Origin of the sequence: Nocardia sp. NPDC052254, assembly GCF_040679495.1 — a bacterium.
Lineage (GTDB): Bacteria > Actinomycetota > Actinomycetes > Mycobacteriales > Mycobacteriaceae > Nocardia.
The window spans coordinates 706,710-729,097 of the sequence record NZ_JBFAUW010000002.1 but is presented as its reverse complement, the minus strand read 5'-3'; the positions used below and the strand labels follow the sequence as shown (position 1 = coordinate 729,097).

The 22,388-nt window shown below is 66.4% G+C and carries 16 protein-coding genes; 9 read left to right on the top strand and 7 right to left on the bottom strand.

The window, feature by feature from the left end; all coding sequences use genetic code 11:
• Positions 1 to 4: 4 nt before the first annotated feature.
• A complete protein-coding gene (locus tag AB0L57_RS08245; RefSeq protein ID WP_364958883.1) occupies positions 5 to 943 on the bottom strand; it encodes an HAD family hydrolase in 939 nt (312 codons plus the stop codon).
• A gap of 3 nt (positions 944 to 946) precedes the next feature.
• Positions 947 to 2,485 (bottom strand): arylsulfatase, encoded by a 1,539-nt coding sequence (locus tag AB0L57_RS08240; RefSeq protein ID WP_364958881.1) that lies wholly within the window; start codon positions 2,483 to 2,485, stop codon positions 947 to 949.
• Between the two features lie 429 nt (positions 2,486 to 2,914).
• On the opposite strand from AB0L57_RS08240, the gene AB0L57_RS08235 reads away from it, so the two are divergent.
• Positions 2,915 to 4,750, top strand: a complete 1,836-nt coding sequence (locus AB0L57_RS08235) for an acyl-CoA dehydrogenase (protein WP_364958879.1) — start codon at positions 2,915 to 2,917, stop codon at positions 4,748 to 4,750.
• A gap of 151 nt (positions 4,751 to 4,901) precedes the next feature.
• Here AB0L57_RS08235 and AB0L57_RS08230 read toward each other — a convergent pair whose 3' ends face one another.
• Positions 4,902 to 5,837 carry a LysR family transcriptional regulator gene (locus AB0L57_RS08230; RefSeq protein ID WP_364958877.1) on the bottom strand — a complete coding sequence of 312 codons (936 nt, stop codon included), beginning with the start codon at positions 5,835 to 5,837 and terminating at the stop codon, positions 4,902 to 4,904.
• Between the two features lie 182 nt (positions 5,838 to 6,019).
• On the opposite strand from AB0L57_RS08230, the gene AB0L57_RS08225 reads away from it, so the two are divergent.
• The 4 genes from AB0L57_RS08225 (at position 6,020) to gnd (ending at position 11,177) form a co-directional block, all read left to right on the top strand.
• A complete protein-coding gene (locus AB0L57_RS08225) occupies positions 6,020 to 7,213 on the top strand; it encodes an MFS transporter (protein ID WP_364958875.1) in 1,194 nt (397 codons plus the stop codon).
• Positions 7,214 to 7,278: 65 nt separating this feature from the next.
• Positions 7,279 to 8,505, top strand: coding sequence for an SGNH/GDSL hydrolase family protein (locus AB0L57_RS08220; RefSeq protein WP_364958873.1), 1,227 nt, complete (start codon positions 7,279 to 7,281; stop codon positions 8,503 to 8,505).
• A 294-nt stretch (positions 8,506 to 8,799) separates the two neighbouring features.
• The gene (locus AB0L57_RS08215; protein ID WP_364958871.1) at positions 8,800 to 9,882 is read left to right on the top strand and encodes a DUF4185 domain-containing protein; all 1,083 of its coding nucleotides are present in this window, start codon (positions 8,800 to 8,802) and stop codon (positions 9,880 to 9,882) included.
• Positions 9,883 to 10,148: 266 nt separating this feature from the next.
• Positions 10,149 to 11,177 (top strand): phosphogluconate dehydrogenase (NAD(+)-dependent, decarboxylating), encoded by a 1,029-nt coding sequence (gnd, locus tag AB0L57_RS08210; RefSeq protein ID WP_364958869.1) that lies wholly within the window; start codon positions 10,149 to 10,151, stop codon positions 11,175 to 11,177.
• A 196-nt stretch (positions 11,178 to 11,373) separates the two neighbouring features.
• Here gnd and AB0L57_RS08205 read toward each other — a convergent pair whose 3' ends face one another.
• Together AB0L57_RS08205 and AB0L57_RS08200 are read right to left on the bottom strand one after the other, a co-directional pair.
• Complete coding sequence (locus AB0L57_RS08205; protein ID WP_364958867.1) at positions 11,374 to 12,708, bottom strand: lipase family protein; 1,335 nt, start codon at positions 12,706 to 12,708, stop codon at positions 11,374 to 11,376.
• Between the two features lie 76 nt (positions 12,709 to 12,784).
• On the bottom strand, positions 12,785 to 14,050 hold the full coding sequence (locus tag AB0L57_RS08200) for a hypothetical protein (protein ID WP_364958865.1): 1,266 nt from the start codon (positions 14,048 to 14,050) through the stop codon (positions 12,785 to 12,787).
• Positions 14,051 to 14,509: 459 nt separating this feature from the next.
• Between AB0L57_RS08200 and AB0L57_RS08195 the strand changes: the two genes are divergently transcribed.
• The 3 genes from AB0L57_RS08195 to AB0L57_RS08185 all read left to right on the top strand — a co-directional run bounded on the left by AB0L57_RS08195 (position 14,510) and on the right by AB0L57_RS08185 (position 18,381).
• Positions 14,510 to 15,682, top strand: coding sequence for a glycoside hydrolase family 3 N-terminal domain-containing protein (locus tag AB0L57_RS08195; RefSeq protein ID WP_364958863.1), 1,173 nt, complete (start codon positions 14,510 to 14,512; stop codon positions 15,680 to 15,682).
• A 90-nt stretch (positions 15,683 to 15,772) separates the two neighbouring features.
• Positions 15,773 to 16,372, top strand: a complete 600-nt coding sequence (locus AB0L57_RS08190) for a TetR/AcrR family transcriptional regulator (RefSeq protein ID WP_364958861.1) — start codon at positions 15,773 to 15,775, stop codon at positions 16,370 to 16,372.
• Positions 16,373 to 16,563: 191 nt separating this feature from the next.
• Positions 16,564 to 18,381, top strand: coding sequence for a DUF5685 family protein (locus tag AB0L57_RS08185; protein ID WP_364958859.1), 1,818 nt, complete (start codon positions 16,564 to 16,566; stop codon positions 18,379 to 18,381).
• A gap of 151 nt (positions 18,382 to 18,532) precedes the next feature.
• Here AB0L57_RS08185 and AB0L57_RS08180 read toward each other — a convergent pair whose 3' ends face one another.
• The gene (locus tag AB0L57_RS08180; RefSeq protein WP_364958857.1) at positions 18,533 to 19,405 is read right to left on the bottom strand and encodes a MaoC/PaaZ C-terminal domain-containing protein; all 873 of its coding nucleotides are present in this window, start codon (positions 19,403 to 19,405) and stop codon (positions 18,533 to 18,535) included.
• Between the two features lies 1 nt (position 19,406).
• Positions 19,407 to 20,768: a 3-oxoacyl-ACP reductase gene (locus tag AB0L57_RS08175; RefSeq protein ID WP_364958855.1), complete on the bottom strand. Its 1,362-nt coding sequence runs from the start codon at positions 20,766 to 20,768 to the stop codon at positions 19,407 to 19,409.
• Between the two features lie 269 nt (positions 20,769 to 21,037).
• Between AB0L57_RS08175 and AB0L57_RS08170 the strand changes: the two genes are divergently transcribed.
• Complete coding sequence (locus tag AB0L57_RS08170; protein ID WP_364958853.1) at positions 21,038 to 22,366, top strand: acetyl-CoA C-acetyltransferase; 1,329 nt, start codon at positions 21,038 to 21,040, stop codon at positions 22,364 to 22,366.
• The last annotated feature ends 22 nt before the right edge of the window (positions 22,367 to 22,388 follow it).

The window sequence follows — 22,388 nt, the reverse complement described above, 5'->3', positions numbered from 1 at the left end:
GAAATCAGCTCGGTTCGGGGGTGAAGATCTCGCGCCAGTCATTCTTCATGCTGACCACCGTCCATCCGGCGCGACGCGCGTAATCGAGGGCGTCCTCGGCACCGGCGACATAGTCGAATTCGCGGTCGGCGTCGTCGTGCAGGATCAACAGCCGCAACGCAGGCGCGCCGTCGAGTTCGGAATAGGACATCATCGGCAGATCACCGTTGGAATTGCCGACCGAGAGGATCGGGCGGCGGCCGATCCGGCTCCAGATCCGGATCGGCTTCTCGGGACCGTCGTCGAAGAAGTCCATCGCGGACTTGTACAGCAGATCGGTGCGGCCCTCCCGTTCCCGGTAGGTGATGCCCAGCGCACTGCCGATCACCCGCTCCGGCGGCACCCCGTAGAGCTCACCGGCGACCGGGCGCATGAAATCCCGGTCGCCCCCGGAGGCGATGTAGGTGGTGAATTCATTCGCCTCCAGATACCGCAGCAGATCCACCATCGGCACGAATCCACACCGGCGGTACGGGCGCGACAGCGTCGGATGACCGGCCGTGCCGAAGAACTCCGCCACCCGGGCGTCGTAGTCGTCCACGGTGATCTCACCGAAAGCGCGAGTCACCGCACCCATCAACAACTTCAGATCGCCGTCATCGCCGTGATAGTGCTTGACCATCGCCGCACCGAGCCATTGCAGATCCTGCTCGTAGGCCGCCTTCCACGGCTGCTCGCTGCGCAATTCCGGTTCCTGTCCGGCCAATTCGCCCATCCGGCGGATCGTGAAATCCAGCTGGATCGGCATCGGCTTCTCACACCACAGGGTGCCGTCGTTGTCGAATACCGCGACGCGAGCCGCCGGTTCCACGAAATCCGGACCGTTCCGATCGGTGACACGGTCGACGAAATCGACTATCGCCGCCGTGGTTTCACCGTCGTTCCAGGTCTCCAGCGCGGGCACAGGTCAGTCCCGGGCCAGGAATTCGTGCAGTTTGGTGACCGCGTGATCGATGGTGAAGCTGGCCGGTTCCTGTCGCGGCGGGAATTCCTTGAACGTCTCCAGGAACGCGGTACAGATCGCGGTGCCGTAGAAGGCGATGTAGTCGTGGTCCAGGAACCAGTCCCAGTAGGTGTTCGACGTGACATCGGCTCGCTCGAACGGATCGGTGCGCAGATTGAACAGCTTCGGCACCCGCAGTGCGGTGAACGGTTCCGCCCAGATTCCGAGCGTTCCCGTCTTGCGCTGCTCCATGAAGACGATCTTCCAGTTCTCGAACCGGATCCCGAGCACATCGCAATCGTCGGAGAAGTACACCATTCCGCGCCGGGGGCTGTGCTCGGCCTCGCCGGTCAGATAGGGCAGCAGATTGTAGCCGTCGATGTGGACGCGGAAAGTCTTGTCTCCGGCCGGATAACCCTTCTTCAGCTTGTCGACGATATCGGGCTCCCCCGCCGCGGCGAGGAAGGTGGGGAGCCAATCATGGTGCTGCACAATGTCGTTGGAGACCGACCCCGCCGGGATTCGGCCCGGCCAGCGGATCACCTCGGGCACGCGGAACGCGCCTTCCCAGTTGGTGTCCTTCTCACTGCGGAACGGCGTGGTCGCACCGTCGGGCCAGGTGTTGGCGTGCGGGCCGTTGTCGGTGCTGTAGATGACGATCGTGTTCTCGGCCAGGCCGAGTTCGTCGAGAGCGTCCAGCACCCGGCCCACATTGCGATCGTGATCGATCATCGTGTCGTGGTAGGGCGACTGCCACACTCCCGCCTGCCCAACACTTTCCGGCTTCGTATGGGTACGCAGATGCATGTGGGTGAAGTTCAGCCAGACGAAGAACGGCGTACCGGCCTTCTGCTGCCGGGACAGATAGTCGACGCAGGCCTCGGCCACTTCTTCGTCGATCGTTTCCATCCGCTTCTTGGTGAGCGGCCCGGTGTCCTCGACGCGCTGTTTACCGATGCGCCCGAACCGCGGGTCCTCGGTGGGGTCGTCCTCGTCGGTCGCCCACGAATGGATCACCCCGCGCGGGCGTTGCAGGTCGTACAGGCGTGGGTAGGTGTCCTTGTGCGGGTAGTCCGGGAGTTCGGGCTCCTCCTCCGCGTTCAAGTGGTAGAGGTTGCCGAAGAATTCGTCGAATCCGCGCACGGTCGGCAGGAACTTGTTGAGGTCGCCCAGGTGGTTCTTGCCGAACTGCCCGGTCGCGTAACCGAGCGGTTTCAGTAGTTCGGCGATGGTCGGGTCCTGCGGATCGACGCCGATGCCCGCGCCCGGCACACCCACCTTGCTCATCCCGGTCCGATACACACTCTGCCCGGTGATGAACGACGCGCGCCCGGCCGTGCAACTCTGCTCACCGTAGGAGTCGGTGAACCGCATGCCCTCCTCCGCGAGCCGATCGATATTCGGGGTGCGATAGCCCATCAGGCCGTCGCTGTAGCAGCTGAGATTGGTGATCCCGATGTCATCGCCCCAGATCACGAGGATGTTCGGCTTCGAATCCGGCACAGTGGCCTCCTTCGGCAGCAGGTGCACAACCTGCCGGAGACCCTGCCGTCGAGACGACCGGTGAACATCACCCACAACGGGTGACTCGAGCTGCGAGAAGCGCTGCCTGTGAACAGTTCACCCGAGCGGTTCTCGGCCCGCCTCGTGTCTGCAGCACCGGAGGGAGGGAGCGCGGCGACCGGGGAAGTGAAAAACCGAGGTACAGGGGGCCGAGCACCCGCCGGAGCGAAGCGGAGGCAGAAAATTCTGTTCCGCTCATCACATCGCCCGGTCAGCGCTTTCCATGCGCATTACCCATGGGTAATATACGCTGTAAGTTACCCGCGAGTAGAGGGCGGATATTCCGATCGACTACCCGGTGTGGAGACACATGGGCGGGAACGGCACCTACACCGACCGCACCGACTCAACGGAGAGTGAGTAACAGAGATGGGCCATTACAAGAGCAACGTCCGCGACCTCGAGTTCAACCTCTTCGAGGTGCTCGGCCTCGGTTCGGTACTGGATTCCGGCGCCTACGGTGACCTGGACACCGACACCGTGAAGAACATCATCGACGAGGTACGCCGCCTGGCCGAGGGACCGGTTGCCGAGTCCTTCGCCGATGCGGACCGCAACCCGCCGGTCTTCGATCCCAACACTCACAGTGTCTCGATCCCGGAGTCGTTCAAGAAGTCCTTCAAGGCCTACGAAGAGGCCGGCTGGAACAAGGTCGGCCTGAACGAGGAGCTGGGCGGTCTGCCCGCGCCGCGTTCGGTGGTCTGGGCCCTCAACGAGATGATCCTGGGCGCCAACCCGGCCGTCGCGATGTACGCCGCCGGTGGTCCGTTCGGCCAGATCTTCTGGAACAACGCCACCGACGAGCAGAAGAAGTGGGCCGAGATCGCCGTCGAGCGCAACTGGGGCGCCACCATGGTGCTGACCGAGCCGGATGCCGGTTCCGATGTCGGCGCCGGCCGCACGAAGGCCGTGCAGCAGGAGGACGGCACCTGGCACATCGAGGGCGTCAAGCGTTTCATCACTTCCGGTGACTCGGACGACATGTTCGAGAACATCTTCCACCTGGTGCTGGCTCGTCCCGAGGGCGCCGGCCCGGGCACCAAGGGCCTGTCGCTGTTCTTCGTGCCGAAGTTCCACTTCGACTTCGAGACCCAGACCCTGGGCGACCGTAATGGCGTCTTCGTCACCAACGTCGAGCACAAGATGGGCCTGAAGGTCTCGGCCACCTGTGAGGTCACCTTCGGCGGCCACGGCGTTCCGGCCAAGGGCTGGCTGGTCGGCGAGGTGCACAACGGCATCGCGCAGATGTTCGACGTGATCGAGAACGCCCGCATGATGGTGGGCACCAAGGCCATCGCGACCCTGTCGACCGGTTACCTGAACGCGCTGGACTACGCCAAGCAGCGGGTCCAGGGTGCGGATCTGACCCAGATGACCGACAAGACCGCACCGCGCGTCACCATCACCCACCACCCCGATGTGCGCCGTTCGCTGATGACCCAGAAGGCGTACGCCGAGGGCCTGCGCGCCATCTACCTCTACACCGCCGCCCACCAGAACGAGGACATCGCACAGCTCGTCTCGGGTGCGGACAAGGACCTGGCGTTCCGGGTCAACGATCTGCTGCTGCCGATCGTCAAGGGTGTGGGTTCGGAGCGGGCCTACCAGTACCTGACCGATTCGCTGCAGACCTTCGGTGGCTCCGGCTTCCTGCAGGACTACCCGATCGAGCAGTACATCCGCGACGCGAAGATCGACTCGCTCTACGAGGGCACCACCGCCATCCAGGCGCAGGACTTCTTCTTCCGCAAGATCGCCCGCGACCGCGGTGTGGCACTGGCGCACGTCGCCGGCCAGGTGCAGAAGTTCATCGACTCGGAGGCCGGTAACGGCCGCCTGAAGGCCGAGCGCAAGCTGCTGGCCACCGCCCTCGAGGATGTGCAGGCCATGGCCGCCACCCTGACCGGCCACCTGATGGGCGCGCAGGAGGACACCAAGGAGCTGTACAAGGTCGGCCTGGGTTCGGTGCGGTTCCTGCTGGCCGTCGGCGATCTGCTGATCGGCTGGTCGCTGCTGCGTCAGGCCGAGATCGCCATCAAGGCGCTCGACAATGGCGCGACCGGCGCCGACGAGTCCTTCTACCAGGGCAAGATCGGTGTCGCGCAGTTCTTCGCCCGCAACGTGCTGCCTGAGCTGACCTCGGTCCGCACGGTGCTGTCCAACCTGGACAACGACATCATGGAGCTCGACGAAGCGGCTTTCTGATTCGAGATCCGCTGAGCACCGAGAGAAACTGAGCACCAACGCGAAGGCCCGCCTACCGGCGATTCGGTAGGCGGGCCTTCGCGTTGGTGTCCGCCGTCGAGTTCAGCGCCCGGACGACACACGGGGGCCGCCGGTTCCCGGGATCAGCCGCTCATGGTCGCCGCTGAGCGACCCGTTCGTCCGGCCGATCGGCGTAGTAGTACCGCCGACCTCGATCGGCGACCACATCGAGCATGGTCTGCACGAAGGCTCGCAAACGCTCGTTGTCCGCGCCGGGCGCCCACACCGGCCGCCAGACATGACCGTGTCCGTTTTCGAAGGGCACATACACCGTCCCGCGCCGCGGATAATGCAGCTCGGCGTGCGCACCGGCCGGGTGGACGCCCGCTCCGAAGCTCACCGTCGTCAGCACGTCCTCCCAGGTCTGTGCCGTGTCCACGGTGGACGAGGTGATCCGCCAGGTCTCATCCAGGTAGCGCCGCCAATACCCGCTGGACGGACCGCCGATCGATATCGCCTCGGTATCCGGCACATCGATGTCGATCGAACTGCTGCGCGCGATGCGGTTGCCGCGCGGTACCAGCAGGCCGGTGGGCTCGGTGACCAGCACCGGCCCGGCTATCAGGTCTCGCTCACCGACCGGCGAGTGGCTGATGATCACATCGAGTTCGTCGCGCCGCAATGGCCCGAATACATCGCCGAGGTGGACCTCGCGGGCATGCACCTCGCACTCGGGATGGCGGGCGCGGAACACGACGACGGAATCGACCAGGACACTCGCCGCCAGACCGCCCAGATATCCGACGCGCAGGACTCCTTCGACGCTCCTGGCAGCGGCGTAAGCACGCTCGATCGCGCTGTCCAGTTGCGCGCGAACCGGAACCAGATCGTCGCGCAACGACCGGCCCACCGGCGCGAGCCGAACCTGCCGACTGGTCCGCTCGAAAAGCGGTGCGCCGAACCGGCTCTCCAACCGTTTGATCGTCTGGCTCACCCGGGCCTGCGACAGATAGAGACGTTCGGCGGTCCTACCGAAGTGCAACTCCTCGCACAGGGCGAGGAAGATGTCGATCTCCTGCCGTTCCATAACTCTCGCTTATCGACCGTGTCGCAGGCGGCCATTGATGCAGCGGCATTTCACCAGCAATCTGAAACGCGACCAGTCTAAGTCGGCCGGGATACACCCCCCACCCATGGAATCTCGCACTCGGTCACCATCCCGCCAGTCGTTAACGGAACAAATTTCCCATTAAGAAGGTTCGACCGCATATGACAACAACACTGACGGCGGACGCCCCGGCACAGTCCGCACATCGCCCGGGCTTCGCGCTCGCCGCCCTGGCACTCGGCGCGTTCGGCATCGGCCTGACCGAATTCGTCATCGTGGGCCTGCTGGGAGTGATCGGCGCGGATCTGAACATCTCGGTCCCAACGGCGGGCCTGCTGATCTCGGGTTATGCCGCGGGCGTAGCGATCGGCGCGCCGCTGATGACCGCGATGGGCAACCGCATTCCCCGCAAGTCCATGCTGGCGCTGCTGATGGGCATCTTCATCGCGGGCAATCTGCTGTCGGCACTGGCACCGAGCTACGGCATGTTGCTCACCGGCCGGATCATCGCCGCTCTCACCCACGGCGCATTCTTCGGTATCGGCTCGATCGTGGCGGCGGGGCTCGTCGCGCCGGAGCGCAAGGGCAGCGCGATCGCTATGATGTTCACCGGCCTGACGCTGGCGAACGTGGCGGGGGTGCCGCTCGGAACGGCCCTCGGCCAAGCGTTCGGCTGGCGATCCACCTTCTGGGCCGTCACCGCGGTGGGTGTGGCCGCCCTGATCGCCCTCACCACCCTGGTACCGCATCAGCCGCGCACCGAATCCACCGGACTGGCCGGGCAATTGGCGGTCTTCGCGCGACTGCAGGTATGGCTGGCGCTGCTGACCACCGCCCTCGGATTCGGCGCGGTATTCGCGGTGTTCACCTTCCTGGAGCCGATCCTCACCGAAGTCACCGATCTCCCGGAAGCAGCGGTGCCGTGGCTGCTCGTCGTGTTCGGACTCGGGTTGTTCGGCGGCAACATCACCGGGGGCCGGCTCGCCGACCGCGCACTGATGCCCACTGTGATCGGCGCGCTGGCGGCACTCGCCGCGGTCCTGTCGATATTCGTCTTCACCGCGCCGCATGCGGTCGGTGCGGCGATCACGATCCTCGCGCTCGGCGCCACCGGCTTCGCCATCGTTCCGGCAGTGCAGATGCGAGTGCTCGAAACCACAGGCGGCGAATCGACAATGGGGTCGGCGGCGAATATCTCCGCATTCAATATCGGCATCGCCTTTGCTTCCTGGCTCGGCGGTACTGCCATCGACCACGGACTGGGTCTCACCGCGCCGGCCTGGATCGGCGCCCTCCTAGCGGTCGCGGCATTGGCCGTCGCACTGCTGTCCCGCGCCCTCGAGCGACGCGTATAAAGCTGTCCCGCAACAACTGTCGAGAATCGAAGAGAACGATGTTCACCTGGAAGAAGATAGCCATCATGACCGTAGCGATCACCGCCGCCGCCGGAGCGGCCGCCTGCACGAACACCGCGGCGGCTCCCGACGAGACGGGGGGCTGGAAGACCTCCTGGGCGGTCCCGATGCAACAGCCCAGCACCGGCTTCGAGCCGAACTGGTCACTCGACGGCTTCGCCGATCAGACTGTGCGCCAGGTGGTCCGGGTCCGCGGTGGCGGAACCTCCGCACGGATAACCCTGTCCAATCGTTACGGCAAGGACGGGCTCCGCATCGCCGCGGCCACCATCGGCCGCACCGCGGACGGGGCCGGGGTCCAGCAGAACAGCCTGCGCCCCTTGCACTTCGGTGGCAACGACTCGGTGACCATCGCGCCGGGCGCCGATATCACCAGCGATCCGGCCGAATTACGGCTGGCCCCGGCCGACCACGCGACGGTGACCCTGTACCTGGCCGAGAAGTCCGGGCCCGCGACTTTTCACGCGCAGGGATACGCCAGCACCTATCGCGCCGCCGGTAACCATGCCCGCGACACCGAGGACACCGCCTTCACCGACGCGACCCACTCGTGGTACTTCCTGTCCGATGTGGAGATGACCGGCGGCACCGGCGCCGCCGGGTCGATCGTTGCCTTCGGCGATTCCATCACCGACGGCTTCGGCTCGGACAACGACGCCGACAACCGCTACCCCGACGTACTGGCCGAACGACTCGCCGCCGCCGGCACCCCACGCACGGTGTTGAACGCCGGTATCGGCGGCAACATGATTCTCAGCGACTCCCGCTGGTTCGGTGAGAGCGCGCTGCATCGCTTCGACCGGGACGTTCTGGCCATAGGCGGTGTGCGTACGGTCGTCGTCCTCGGCGGGCTCAACGACATCGGCTTCTCCGAAATCGACCTGCCGACCTACAAGCCCAATCCGGACGTGACGGTGCAACAGCTGATCGACGGCCACCGCGAGCTCATCGCCCACGCCCACCGAGCCGGGCTGACGGTCATCGGGGCGACCTTGCTGCCGATGAAGGGAGCCGAGTACTACAACGACAAGTCCGCGGCCAAGATCCGTGCCCTGAACGACTGGATCCGTGACGGTGGCGAATACGACGCCGTAGTCGATTTCCACGGTGCCGTGGCCGACCCGGCCGACTCCGAACGCCTGAACCCGGCCTTCGACTCCGGGGATCACAAACACCCCAATGCCGCCGGATACCGGGCCATGGCGGCGGCCGTCGACCTGCGAACCCTCTGAAACCCCTCTGAAAACCCGCTGAGCCGGCCGGGCAGCCGGACATCGTGGGCCCTGTCGCCGTGCGGCAGGGCCCACGTCCGTTACCCGCGTAGAGCGACCGGCGCCGAGCATCGGTGACCACTCCGGGTAATAATGGCCGGGCTGGAGTACCCGGGGGTCGGTGCGCCATACACAACCGAACGACCGAGACAGTGAGGTGCCGGCCGACGCGACGTGTGTCGTCGGCAGATCGCACATCACAGCCCGCGGGCAGGCAGAATACCCACGGCGCACCTGGAGGAAAGGGATCCCGATATGAGACGACTGTCCGCAGTGGCTGGAGCTTGCGCGGCGGTCGCGCTGCTGGGGTTGACAGCATCCCCCGCCGGAGCCGACCCGAACAACATCAATCCGATCCCCGGCCTCAACGGCATCAACGGATTGCCGCAGCTGCCCGGGCCGACCCAGGCGGTCTTCCAGGCCACCGGTATGGCCTCGCCCAACCGCACCCAGAACAACAATGTGCTCGGCACCGACCTCGGCATCATGTGGGACGACGGCCACGGTCAGATGATCACCGCCTATGGCGATACGGCCGGTCTGGGCGTACCGAACGTGCTGGCGGGCAGCGTCTGGGCCTGGCGTTCGAACGTCCTTTTCCGCAGTCCCGCCGACGCGAATCCGGCCGCCGGCGTCAATTACACGAGCTTCGTGGACAATCCGCTGCCCAGCCCGAAGATCCCGGGGATCGAGATCAGCTTCATCCCGACCGCGGGCATCTCGGTCAACGGCGTGCAGTACATGTCGATGATGTCGGTGCGGGACTGGGGGCCGGACGGCCACTGGGACACCAACTTCTCGACCATGGCGGTCTCCGGTGACGACGGCCAGACCTGGGCCCAGCTGCCCACCACCCGCCGCGGGGCCGAAGGCGGCTTCCAGAACTTCCAGCAGAACGCCTTCCTGAAGTCCGGCGGCTACGTCTACAAGTACGGCACCCCGGCCGGACGCAACAATCCCGGATTCGTCTCGCGGGTCAAAGAAGGCGATATCGCCAACATCGACGCCTACGAGTACTGGGACGGCGGGGCGTGGAAGCCCAAGGACGCCAACGCCGCCAAGCCCATCGTCGGTGGCGTGGGTGAGCTGTCGGTGCAGTGGAACGACCATCTGGGCCAGTACGTCATGCTGACCACCGATCCGTTCGACTCCGTGGTCATGCGTACCTCGCCGAGCCCCGAGGGCCCGTGGAGCGCACCGCGGGTGCTGATCGACGTGCGGGATCTGCCGACCATGTACGCGCCGATGATCTATCCGTACCAGACCGGTAGCGATCTGTACTTCCTGCTCACCATGCACAACCAGTACAACGTTGTGCTCATGCGTACGCCGCTGTAGCACGGCCGCGCCGGAGCGACGAAAGGCTCCGTGCGGTTGCCGGGTCGGGGGTCTGGCAACTGCACGGAGCCGATCTGATTATCGGCATCGGACTCCGGGTGTTACACCCATTCTTTCTGGACCTGAGAAATTCTGGCCCGGGCCACCGGGGACAATCGAAGACGGTCGCGGTGTGAACCGGTCCGCCGGAGCTACACCGCCGCGCTCGCAGCGACAGCAACCCGGAGCTCGGCCCTGCCGACGCCCGGATGACTCGAGGAGAGAGCATGCAGCTGGGAATGATCGGGCTCGGCCGAATGGGTGCCAACATCGTCCGTCGCATCGTCGCGGACGGGCACACCGCGGTCGGATACTCGCGGCACGAGGACCAGATCGAGGAGTTCACCCAGGAGCTCGGTGACGGGTTCCAGGGTGCGACCGACTACCCCGCGTTCGTGGCGCTGCTGGAGAAGCCGCGCGTGGTCTGGGTGATGATTCCGGCCGGCGCCACCGGCGCGGTCATCGACCGGGTCGCCGAGCTGCTCGAACCTGGTGACATCATCATCGACGGTGGTAACAGCCGCTACCACGAGGACATTCGGCGGGCGAAGGAGCTGGCGCCCAAGGGGCTGCACTACCTCGACATCGGTACCTCCGGCGGCGTATGGGGGCTGGAGCGCGGCTACTGCCTGATGATCGGCGGCGAGGCCGAGACGGTTGCCCACATCGAGCCGTTGCTGAAGTCGATCGCGCCGGGGGTGGACGCCGCCGAGCGCACCCCGGGCCGTACCGGCGAGCCCTCCCCCGCCGAGCAGGGCTACCTGCACTGCGGTCCCGCGGGCGCCGGGCACTTCGTGAAGATGGTGCACAACGGCATCGAATACGGTGCGATGGCCGCCTACGCGGAAGGCCTGAACATCCTGCACAACGCCAATGTCGGCAAGGAGTCCGACGACGCGCACTCGGCCGAGGTGTCACCGCTGGACAATCCGGAGCACTATCGGTACGACATCGATGTGCCCGAGGTGACCGAGGTCTGGCGCCGCGGCTCGGTGGTCGCGTCCTGGCTGCTCGATCTGACCGCTTCCGCGCTGCACGCCGACCCCGATCTGACCACTTTCGGTGGACGGGTGTCGGATTCGGGCGAGGGCCGCTGGACCATCCATGCCGCGATCGACGAGGGCGTGCCCGCGCCGGTGTTGTCGACCGCGCTGTACGAACGGTTCTCCTCGCGCGGCGAAGCACTCTACGCGGACAAGGTCCTCTCGGCGATGCGCAAGGCGTTCGGCGGGCACAACGAACTACCGGGCAAGTAGCCGGCCGCTCCGAGTGGAAGGGCCCCACCGCGATTCGCGGTGGGGCCCTTCCACTCGGCTCCGCGCCGGTCAGCTCAGGCTCTGCACGGCCCGGCCGACCATGTCCAGTATCGCGGTAGGTCCGAAGGTGAGCAGATAACCCACGCCCCACAGGAAAGCCATTGCGCCTCCTCCCGATTCGTTTCCGGTTCGATCGCTAGCGATCGAACCGACTGTCCATCCAGTCGATGGTCTGCATACCGAACAGATCGGTGCCCCAGCCGTACATGTCGGTGAGCATCTTGACCAGCGAGCAGTCCGTGGGCTGATAGGTGACATCGGTGCCCTGCGCCCGGTACGTGTCGGCGAGCCGCCGGGAATCCGCCGCCGGGACCAGCGACATCGGCGAATCGTCCTTGGCGCACGAGGTGATGAGCACCTTCGACGCCGGGGCGCCGGACCTGCCGAGCTGGTTGTCGTCGAACACATGCTGGAACGCGGGTTCGTCGGCGGGGCTGATCCCCGAGTTGAACATCGCCCGCAGCGGTACGAACGGCATGCTGAAATAGGCGTCCTGGCACTGGCCCCGGAACACCTTCGCCACCGCCTGCCCGGCCGGATTCAACTTCGAATCCAACTGCATCTCAGGATATTTCGGCTCCAGGCCGAGCAGAGTGGCGAAGGCGAAGCCCGAGCCCACCGAACCGTCGGCGACCCGCATGAAGTTGCGCGGATCCACCACCATGCCTTCCAGCACAGTCGATTTCACATTCAGCTCGGGCGCGTAGGTGGGTTGCAGTTCGGCCGAGAATCCGGCACCCACACCGCCACCCGCGATTCCGAACAGCGCGACCTGCGCCTCGGGATCCAGTCCGGCGGCCGGGAAGTTCAGCGCCGCGCGGGTACCGTCCAGCTGGGTGTGGGCCGCATACTTGCCGGCGAAGACACCGTGCGGTGCGCGATCGGCGTCATTGCCCACATCGGAGATCATCACCGCGTAGCCCTTGCCGAACATCAACGCCAGCGGCCCGAGTGCCGACCAGGATGCGCCGTCGAGCGGATCACCACCGGTCCACTGGGTGCTGGGATGGCAACTCCAGCCGACACTGTCGTTGGCCTCTTGGTAGGAGATGACGTGTTTCTCGTTCGCGGGCTTGCCATCTCGCGGAATCATCAGGATTCCGGTGCTGATCGCGGGGGTCGTGCCGTCCCGTTCCGTGGTGACGTACATGAGTTTCCAGGCGTCGAGATTCGCCGGCTTCACTCCGGTGAACATGACGTCCACCTTCTTCGCCTTCAGCACCGTTCCCGGCTTCTCCGAACCGGTCAGCGGTGGTTCCCGATAGAACGGATCGTCGGCTCGCAACGCCTCGAACGCCTCCTGCGGGCTCGCCGGCGACGCGCCCTGCAGCGAGCCGACCACGAAACCGTTGAAGACCTGTCCCAGGGGCGGGGTCTGCGGCGGAACCGGTTCCGCCGCAGCGGTTCCCACCGCCGCACAACACAGGGCCAGTGCGGCCGTGACCGCCGTGAGAGTTCGCCACTTCCGCATGAAGATCAGCCCTCCTGTGTCATTGCGGGACATCCGCGCTCGATCGGCCCGACGAGTGGGTTCGCATTCGTACTCATCAGCCCTCCTGACCGGCCGGGGTGATCGTGAGTTCCTGTACGGCCGAGCCCAGCAGCTGGGGAATGTTCAGCAGTGGCCGATGCGATTCCAGCTGCACTTCGTACGGAGTGCGCAGCGTGGCTTCCAGTGCGGGCCAATTATTTTCGACCTGCCACTTGTATTTGGGCAGCAGCTGCGAGGTGATGTAGTCCCAGCGGGGGTCGAGCGCCGACCAGTTCCAGCTGGGCAGCGGCAGGGTCAATATCATCGCGCGACCATCGGCGCCGGTGAAAGGCACTCGCACGGGCCGGAATTCGCGCGGCGGCACCACACCGGCCACCGACGGCGAACCCGCCGCACCACTGAGGTAGGTGATCGCCTCACCGACCGGCCCCTTGTAGTTGCGCACCTCGTCCCATTGCGCGCCGATCGCCCACTGCTGTTCACGCCGCAGCAGTACCGCATTGCCGGCGGCGATGCGATCCTGATCCCCGGACGCCACATTCCGCCACGCACCCATGATGTCCGTGCCGAACAGTCCCGCGCGCTCGAATTCCGAGAGCGCCGCCAGCCCTCCGGTGACGTAGGCATCGTGCATCGGCATCAGGTCGGAGAAGATGTTCTTCTGCATCACCAGGATCATCCCCAGAATCCAGTGCAGATCTTCGGGCGTGATGCTCGGCGCGGCCTCCGCGAGCGCCCGCAGCCCCTCCGGAAGCATGGCGACGGCCTGCGGACCGGCCGCCTGCTGGACCGCGCCGAGCACCGCGTGCGCGGCATCGGCGATGCCGGGCAGGTCGTAGAGGGTTCCCATCAGTTCGGCGTCGATCAGGCCGCCACCGAAGTCGGCTCCGACCTGGCCACCCATCCCGGCCCACTGCAATTCCCGGTGGTCGAGCTGCAGGTTTTCGTAATACCGGTACGACTTGATCAGATTCTCGCGATTGGCCTGGACTCCGGTCCGCGGATCCCAGGTTCGCAGCTCGATTCCCGCCTTCTCGGTAGCGTCGACCAGCCAATATTGATACAGCAGCGCGGCATAACGAGTGGGCGCGACGCCCTCGGTCCGTGCCTGGTCGAGTAGCCGGCCCAGTTCGGCGTGGTCGTAGGGCAGTGCGGGGTTCACGCCACCGGGCGACTGCGCCGCATTGCGATTGACCAGAGGCAGGTCGAGATATCGGTCGAGTTCGGGGGCCGCGACCGCCGGAGTGGCAGTGAGTGCGCCCAATCCGAGGACCGCCGCGAGAACCAGTCCCGCGCCGCGCGCGATTGCGCTGATACGCATGCTGTTTCAGCCTTTCGCCAATGGTTCGATGTTGGATCGGCAGATATTCTCCGCGATCGGTGCTGAATCAACAGCCATGCGTGGTGGCCGCACGAGGCGACGTGCAAAAGCTACCGATCGTTAGATTACCGAGAGATTACCAATGGCTGTTACAGCAGGTAATCCACGCCACTCCGAGCAACGGCAGGATTCCAAGTTTCTCCTGCCGTACGGAATTATCTGGTTATTGCCTATTTGCAGCTTCGATTCATATCCGGATGGCGATCGAAACCCAGGCATTCGCGATGACAGATATCACAATCCGATAACGCGACTATGAGTCCGGCCGGGGCCCGAGAACTCGTCCCCGCGGCATCGCGCCGCTTTCACACCGCGGGGAACCGCGCGGCGTGCCGGAGCCAGGATTGAGGTCACCGGCCGCGGATAGGTTCCGACGCCACAACCGGCTACGGTCGGTCCATGCGCAACGTTGCCGGGATCGTTCTCGCAGTAGCCGCAGTCACCCTCGCTGGGTGCTCCGGCGGTGGCGGCTCCACCTCCGACACCACAACCGCCGCCGCTCCCGGCACCGCGAGCCCCACTCCGCGGACCGCTGCGACGACCACCGCGGGCAACCAGCAGAACTGCGCCGCAGGCTATCTCGCGCAATTCAGCACCCGGCAGAAGCTGGCCCAGCTGCTCACGGTGGGCGTGAAGAACACCGCCGATGCGACGCAGGCCGTGCGCGACGAGCAGGTCGGCGGCATCTTCATCGGCAGCTGGACCGATCAGTCCATGCTCGCCGGTGGACAGGTGGATCAGATCAAGGCGTCCGCCCACACCCCGCTGATGGTGACCATCGACGAGGAGGGCGGCCGGGTCTCGCGGCTGAAGAACCAACTCGGCCCCGCCCCGTCGGCCCGCGAGGCCGCGCAGACCATGTCCGCCGACGAGTACTACCAGCAGAGCCTCACCCGTGGCCAGGCGATGAAGAACCTCGGCATCACCGTCGATTTCGCGCCCGATGTGGATGTCAGCGACGAACCCGACGACGCCGTCATCGGTGACCGGTCATACTCCGAGGATCCGCAGGTCGTCACGGAGTTCGCCGATGCCTACATCCGGGCGATGCACGATGCGGGGCTCGGCGCGGTGATGAAGCACTTCCCCGGCCACGGCCACGGTTCGGGCGATTCGCACACCGGGGCCGTGCGTACCCCGCCGCTGGATCAGATGCAGCAGGTGGATCTCGTACCGTTCCGAAACCTGATCGACTCGGGCGCGGCCGTGATGGTCGGCCATCTCGATGTACCGGGGCTGACCGATCCCAACGTCCCGGCGAGTATCAGCCCGCAGGCCATGACACTGTTGCGGCAGGGCACCGGCTATGGCGCGGCCCCCTACAACGGCCCCATCTTCACCGACGATCTGAGCGGGATGGCGGCCATCACGGCCCGGATGGGGATCGAGGAAGCGGTCGCGACCGCTCTCGAGGCCGGCGCCGACGACGCGCTGTGGATCAGCACCGACGCGCTGAGTTCGGTCCTGGACCGGCTCGAGCAGGAGGTACGCGACGGCAAGCTCACCATGCAGCAGGTCGACGACTCCGTCCTGCGGGTGGCCAAGTTCAAGGGCATCCAGCTGCCCTGCTGACCGCGGTTGGAGCAAATCGGCGGCAATTCGCCGTTCCTCGAAACTTACCTTGGAGTAAGATAGGGGTTTCGATATCGGCGAGGAGAGTACATGGCAGGCGGAACGAAGCGGCTTCCTCGGGCGGTTCGTGAGCAGCAGATGCTGGACGCCGCCGTCGAGGTCTTCTCCCGAAAGGGATATCACGACACGTCGATGGACGCCATCGCGGCCGAGGCGAAGATCTCCAAGCCGATGCTGTATCTGTACTACGGCTCCAAGGACGAACTGTTCCGAGCCTGCATCCAGCGCGAGAGTGTGCGCTTCATCGAGGCCGTCGCGGTGGCAGGCAACCCCAAACTGACCCCGCACGAACAGATGCGCGCGGGGCTCGAGGCCTTCCTGTCCTATGTCGACAACAACCGGCTGTCGTGGTCGGTGCTGTATCGGCAGGCTCTCGGGCAGCAGCCGTTCGCCTCCGAGATCGCCAACAGCCGGGAACGCATCATCGAGCTGACCGCGAAACTGCTCGAGTCCAGCGCCAAATATGCCGAGCCCGGAACGAATTTCGATATCGTCGCGGTCGCGGTGATCGGCGCGGGCGAAGCCATCGCCGACCGGATCGCCAGCGGTGAGGTCGACGTCGCCGATGCGGTGAACCTGCTCGACGATCTGGCCTGGCGCGGCCTGGCCGGTAAGAAGAAGCCCGAATAACCCCACGACCAGGGGTGTCCGATTTGCGGGCGCTGTCGCCACCTGCCAGAGTGCGGATTGCACAGACGGCCGGATAGCCGATGCGGCCGGGGTTCTACGGGGCGGAATTGTTCGGACTTCTCACGCCGTGCGGTCACAGCGCGGCGAAATACGGGCTGAATGCGGCAGATTGGCGAACTCACATGTGTGGGTTGTGCCTGGGATTGCGCGACGGTCACGGCCAGGTGGCGCGCGCGGCCACCAATACCGATGCGATCGTGCTGAATGTGCTCACCGAGGCACAGAGCATCGCGGTCCCCGAGCGATCCGGAGCGGGGCCGTGCCCGCTGCGCGGGATGCAGCGCGCGACGGTGGCGGCGACGGATTCTCCGGGGGTGCGGCTGGCGAGTACCGCGTCACTGCTGCTGGGGGCGGCCAAGATTCGTGATCGAGTCGAGGACGGCGATGCCGGGCCGTTGACCCGGCGGCCGATGCGCGCGACCTCGGATCGTTGGTTCGCCTCGGCACGGGCGAGCGCCGCGCGGATCGAGCTGGACATCGAGCCGCTCATCGCCGCGGTCGGCCGGCAGGCGGAAATCGAACGGGCGGTGGAACGTCGAGGACTGACCGGCGCTGATACGCCCGCCGGACGAGCCGCACTCGCCGAGCTGACCGAACCCACCCAGCTGTGCGCGGGAGAGTTGTTCGCGCACAGCGCCGTGCTGGCCGGCCGGCCGGAGAACGAATCCGCATTGCGGGAGGCCGGACGGCACTTCGGCCGGATCGCCCATCTCGCGGACGCGATCGAGGACATCGACGACGACCGCCGCCGTGGCCGGTTCAATCCACTGCCGGCCACCGGGGTGAGCGCCCGGGCCGCACACGCGCTACTTCGCGAGTCGCACACCATCATTCGCCGGAACCTGCAACGCATCGGCCTGGCCCGCGTCCCCACGATTCGATGGCTGCTGCTCGACCCCCTGCACGGCGTCGTGCGCACCCTCGGACGGACGACGGGTGCGCTGTGTGCCGATACCTCGCACCGCTGTGGCTGCGGAAAAGCCGGCAACCGAACACTTTCCGTCAGCACCGACGGCGCTCTCGCCGCGCAGCTGCTGGGCTTCCCGAGCGCGCCCGGTCACATCACGCTGAACCCGGCAAGCGGCTCGGCCGACTCGATCCACTCGACGAGTACGGCCCACGCGGGAGGCGGCTCCACCGAACCGACGAGCAACTCCCACCCAACCGGCGGCTCGGACCACACGGCAGGCATCTCGGCGGATGCGACCGGCACCTCGTCCGGCTCGGCGGACCGGCGTGTTCGGCTCGAATCACGCTCCCCGGCCGCAGATTTCACCGAAGTCACCCGAATACCACAGGTGCACCCGACCGGACCGGATACCGCACTCGGTATCGCGCGGCAGCACTCCGCCGCACCTCGGACCACAGCTACACCGCCGCACTCACAGTATCCTCATCAGCCCGATCCGTACCGAGGTAGTCCCTATCCCGCTCCGGGACAGCCCCATCAGCCCGGGCCGTACCCGTCCGGACCGCCACCCGGCCAGTATCCACCGGGCCCCGGACAGCCGGGACCGTATCCGTCCGGACCGCCGCCGGGGCAGTATCCACCGGGCCCGGGGCAGCCGAATCCCTATGGTCCGCAGCAGGATCCGTACGGCGCCCCTGGGCGCCAGCCCTACGATATTCCACCGCCGTTCGGTGATCGGCCGGTCACCGATCCACATCCGCCCACCCCCGGCCCACCGCACGAGCCACCGCCGGAACCACCGGGGTTCTGGAAGGGCATGGGGATCATCTGCGGTGTCTACTGCACGGGTTACGCCTGTTGCGCCGCGCACCGCCGCCCGTGCAGCGGTGAGCCTCGCGACTCGTGGGCACAGCGCAGCGACTGCGATTGCGGTGACTGCTGCGATTGTGGCGACTGCGGGGATTGCTGCAGCTGCTGCAACTGCTGCGGTGATTGCTGCGACGGGTGCGACTGCGATTGCTGTGGTTGCGACTGCTAGTTGCTGATCGCCCGCATCACACCTGTGCTGCGGGTCCGTTCGTAATCCGAACGGCCGCACACCCTTTCGGTTTCGCCGCGTATCGAATCCCCCATGCGATCCGATATGCGGCCACCGAAAAGATGTGCGGCCGTCCGTCGGCCGCGGCTGCTCAGCGCAGCGTCGCGGTCAGATGAGGGTAGCCCTTCTTCGGGTTCTTCAACGAGAGGTCCCAGCCTTCCGCGGTCTGATCGGCGTAGACGTTGACCGTGGACGGCAGCAGTATCGGCTTGCCGAATTTCACCGCGTAGGCCGCCTGCGCGGGCACCCTGCCCTCGATGACTCCGAGAATCGCCGCGGCCGACCACATCCCGTGCGCGATGGCACGCGGGAAGCCGAAGGCCTTGGCGCTCAACGCGGACATGTGGATCGGATTGCGGTCGCCCGAGGCGGCGGCGTAGCGGTGGATCATGGCCTGATCCACCTTCAGCGTGCGCAGCGGCGGCGGGGGCACCTCGTCCGGCTTCGGTTCCGGCTTGGGCCCACCCGACAGCGAGGTGCGCTGCTGATGCAGGAAGGTGGTGACCTGCCGCCACACCAGTTCCCGGCCCACCCGGATCTCGCTGATCGCGTCGACCAGCAGCCCCTTCGGATGTTCGCGCAGATTCTCCACATGGGCGTGGATGTCGAGCGGTTCGCTGACCGAGATCTCGCGGGTGCGCTCGATCAGGTTCTCCGCATGCACCGCGCCGACCGCGACGAACGGGAAGTCGCGTGCCACGACCAGCTGCATCACCACGGGAAAGGTGAGCACGAACGGATAGGTCAGCGGCAACGAGTCACCGAACCGCAGGCCGGTGGCGTGACAGTAGGCGGCCAGGTGGTCGGGATCGACACGGACATCGTTCCATTCCACGGCGCGATCCGGGATCTCGGATCTGCGCGCCGAAACCAGCGGCAGTGGAACGGCTCCCAGGGCGGCCTTCAGATAGAGACTGCCGGTCTTGGGTGGCTCGTTCAGCGAGATGGTCTGGGTGTCGGCCATGTCAGGCTCCGATCATGGCCTGGCCGCAGACGCGAACGACATTGCCGCTCACCGCATTCGAGGCCGGGCTGGCGAAGTAGGCGATGGTCTCGGCGACATCGACGGTCTGGCCGCCCTGCAGCAGCGAGCTCAGCAGCCGGCCCGCCTCCCGGGTGCCGACCGGAATCGCGGCGGTCATCGCGGTTTCGATGAAACCGGGCGCGACGGCGTTGATGGTGATGCCCTTCTCGGCCAGCTTCGGCGCCTCGGCGTCCACCATGCCGATGACACCGGCCTTGGACGCGCCGTAGTTGGTCTGACCGCGGTTGCCGGCGATACCGGCGATCGAGGACACGTCGACCACGCGGCCGCCCTCCTTCAGCGCACCCTTGGCCACCAGGCCCTCGGTGATGCGGTGCGGCGCGGCGAGATTCACGTTCAGCACGGAGTCCCAGCGACCGGCGTCCATGTTCGCGAGCAACTTGTCGCGGGTGATACCGGCGTTGTGGACGATGATGTCGATGCCGCCGAAACGCTCGGTGGCGAATTCGGCGATCTTGTCCGCGGCGTCGGCGGCGGTGACGTCGACCGCGAGCGCGGTGCCGCCGACCTTGTTGGCGGTCTGCGACAGCGCCTCACCGGCGGCCGGGATATCGGCGACGATCACGGTGGCGCCGTCGCGGGCGAAGACCTCGGCGATGGTGGCGCCGATACCGCGCGCGGCACCGGTGACCACGGCGACCTTGCCGGCCAGCGGCTTGGCCCAGTCGATGCCGGTGGCGGCGTTGTCCTGCTTGCCGACCCGGAAGACCTGGCCGTCGACGAAGGCCGACTTGGCCGACAGGATGAAGCGCAGTGTCGACTCCAGGCCGGTGGCGGTCGCGGCGGCCTCGGGGTGCAGGTAGACCAGATTGCTGGTGGCGCCGCGCAGCAGCTCTTTGCCGACGCTGCGGGTGAAGCCCTCGAGCGCGCGCTGGGCGATCTGCCCGTCGACACTGCCGGCCAGTTCCGGCGTGGTGCCGACGACCAGGACGCGGCCCGATGCGGCGATCGAGCGCATGGCCGGCTGGAAGAACTCGAACAGCTGCGACAGTTCCTCGACCGAGCCGATTCCGGTGGCGTCGAAGACCAGCGCGCCGAGCTTCACGCCCTGGGCGGGTGCGTCGACGAAGGTGTAATCCGACAGCTGGGTACGCGCGGCGTCGGCGACGCGCCCCTTGCCGCCCAGCAGAACCGGGCCGGACAGCGCCGGCTCACCGGGCGTGTAGCGCCGCAGCTTCTCCGGCTGCGGCAGACCCAACTTGCCGGCCAGGAAGGCGCCGGGGGCGGAATTGACGAACGAACCGTAAAGGTTGGGAGCGCCCTTGCTCTTGCTGGCTGCCACTGTTCCTACCTTCTCCTTGTGTCGTATGGATCGTCTCGTGCGGATCGGTGCCGATTTTCCTGCGACCCCGCGCGGTGTAGCGCACATCTCGGGGTACGGTGTCGACAATTAACTTACTCCAGAGTAAGTTTAATGTAAACCGACGGAACCAGCAGTGCAGTCGGCCGGGGGTACCGATAACGGCCCACCCCGGCGTCCGACGAAACCGCGCCCACCCACCACGCCGGCTCCGTAAGCTCCGCCGGCCGACCGTCCCCAAGGAGACCCGAGTGACCACCAAAGCCCGTTCGGCGAAGACCACATCAGCCAGCAGCCGTAGCAAGCAGGCAAAACCGGTCGCCGTCCTCGGCGGTAACCGCATTCCGTTCGCTCGCTCCGACGGCCGCTACGCGCACGCCTCCAACCAGGACATGTTCACCGCCGCACTGAACGGACTGGTCAGCCGGTTCGGACTACAGGGTGAGCGGCTCGGCATGGTCGTTGGCGGCGCGGTGCTCAAGCGGGTCGGCGAGCACGGCATGGTCCGCGAGAGCGTGCTGGGCAGTGAACTGTCGCCCTACACCCCCGCCCACGACCTCCAGCTGGCCTGCGGCACCGGCCTGCAGTCGATCGTCACCGTCGGTGACGGTATCGCGCTGGGCCGGATCGACGCCGGTATCGGCGGCGGCACCGACACCACCTCCGACGCACCGATCGGCGTGAGTGAATCCATGCGCGAATGGATGCTCGACGCCAACCGCGCGCGCAACAACAAGGATTACGTCAAGCTGGTCGGCCGGTTGCGTCCGAGCATGGTGGGCATCGAGATTCCGCGCAACGCCGAGCCCCGCACCGGCCTGTCCATGGGTGACCACGCCGCGATCACCGCCAAGGAATTCGGCATCGCCCGCGAGGCGCAGGACGAGCTGGCCTACCTGTCGCACAAGAACATGGCGGCCGCCTACGACCGCGGCTTCTTCGACGACCTGGTCACCCCGTTCCTCGGCCTGACCCGCGACGACAACCTGCGGCCGAACTCCACCCTGGAGAAGCTGGCCACGCTGAAGCCGGTCTTCGGCAACAAGCTCGGCGACGCCACCATGACCGCGGGCAACTCCACCCCGCTCACCGACGGCGCGTCCGCGGTACTGCTGGGCAGCGAGGAGTGGGCGGCCGAGCACAAGCTGGCTCCGCTGGCCTATCTGGTGGACAGCGAGGTCGCCGCGGTCGATTACGTGTGGGGTCCGGACGGCCTGCTGATGGCGCCGACCTACGCGGTACCGCGCCTGCTCGCCCGCAATGGCCTGACCCTGCAGGATTTCGACTACTACGAGATCCACGAGGCCTTCGCCTCCGTCGTGCTGGCCACCCTGCAGTCCTGGGAGTCCGATCAGTACTGCAAGGAGCGGCTCGGCTTGGACGGAGCCCTCGGCAGCATCGATCGGTCCAAGCTCAATGTCAACGGCTCCTCGCTGGCGGCCGGGCACCCGTTCGCCGCGACCGGTGGGCGCATCATCGCCCAGACCGCGAAGCAGTTGGCGGAGAAGGGTTCCGGGCGCGCGCTGATCTCCATCTGCGCCGCGGGTGGCCAGGGCGTCGTCGCGATCCTGGAGCGCTGAACACCGTAAGCTGTTCGGCGGC

Coding starts and splice junctions, on each gene's coding strand:
- AB0L57_RS08235 (WP_364958879.1), top strand. CDS start 2,915: ATGGGCCATTACAAGAGCAACGTCCGCGACCTCGAGTTCAACCTCTTC.
- AB0L57_RS08230 (WP_364958877.1), bottom strand. CDS start 5,837: ATGGAACGGCAGGAGATCGACATCTTCCTCGCCCTGTGCGAGGAGTTG.
- AB0L57_RS08225 (WP_364958875.1), top strand. CDS start 6,020: ATGACAACAACACTGACGGCGGACGCCCCGGCACAGTCCGCACATCGC.
- AB0L57_RS08220 (WP_364958873.1), top strand. CDS start 7,279: ATGACCGTAGCGATCACCGCCGCCGCCGGAGCGGCCGCCTGCACGAAC.
- AB0L57_RS08215 (WP_364958871.1), top strand. CDS start 8,800: ATGAGACGACTGTCCGCAGTGGCTGGAGCTTGCGCGGCGGTCGCGCTG.
- gnd (WP_364958869.1), top strand. CDS start 10,149: ATGCAGCTGGGAATGATCGGGCTCGGCCGAATGGGTGCCAACATCGTC.
- AB0L57_RS08205 (WP_364958867.1), bottom strand. CDS start 12,708: ATGCGGAAGTGGCGAACTCTCACGGCGGTCACGGCCGCACTGGCCCTG.
- AB0L57_RS08200 (WP_364958865.1), bottom strand. CDS start 14,050: ATGCGTATCAGCGCAATCGCGCGCGGCGCGGGACTGGTTCTCGCGGCG.
- AB0L57_RS08195 (WP_364958863.1), top strand. CDS start 14,510: ATGCGCAACGTTGCCGGGATCGTTCTCGCAGTAGCCGCAGTCACCCTC.
- AB0L57_RS08190 (WP_364958861.1), top strand. CDS start 15,773: ATGGCAGGCGGAACGAAGCGGCTTCCTCGGGCGGTTCGTGAGCAGCAG.
- AB0L57_RS08180 (WP_364958857.1), bottom strand. CDS start 19,405: ATGGCCGACACCCAGACCATCTCGCTGAACGAGCCACCCAAGACCGGC.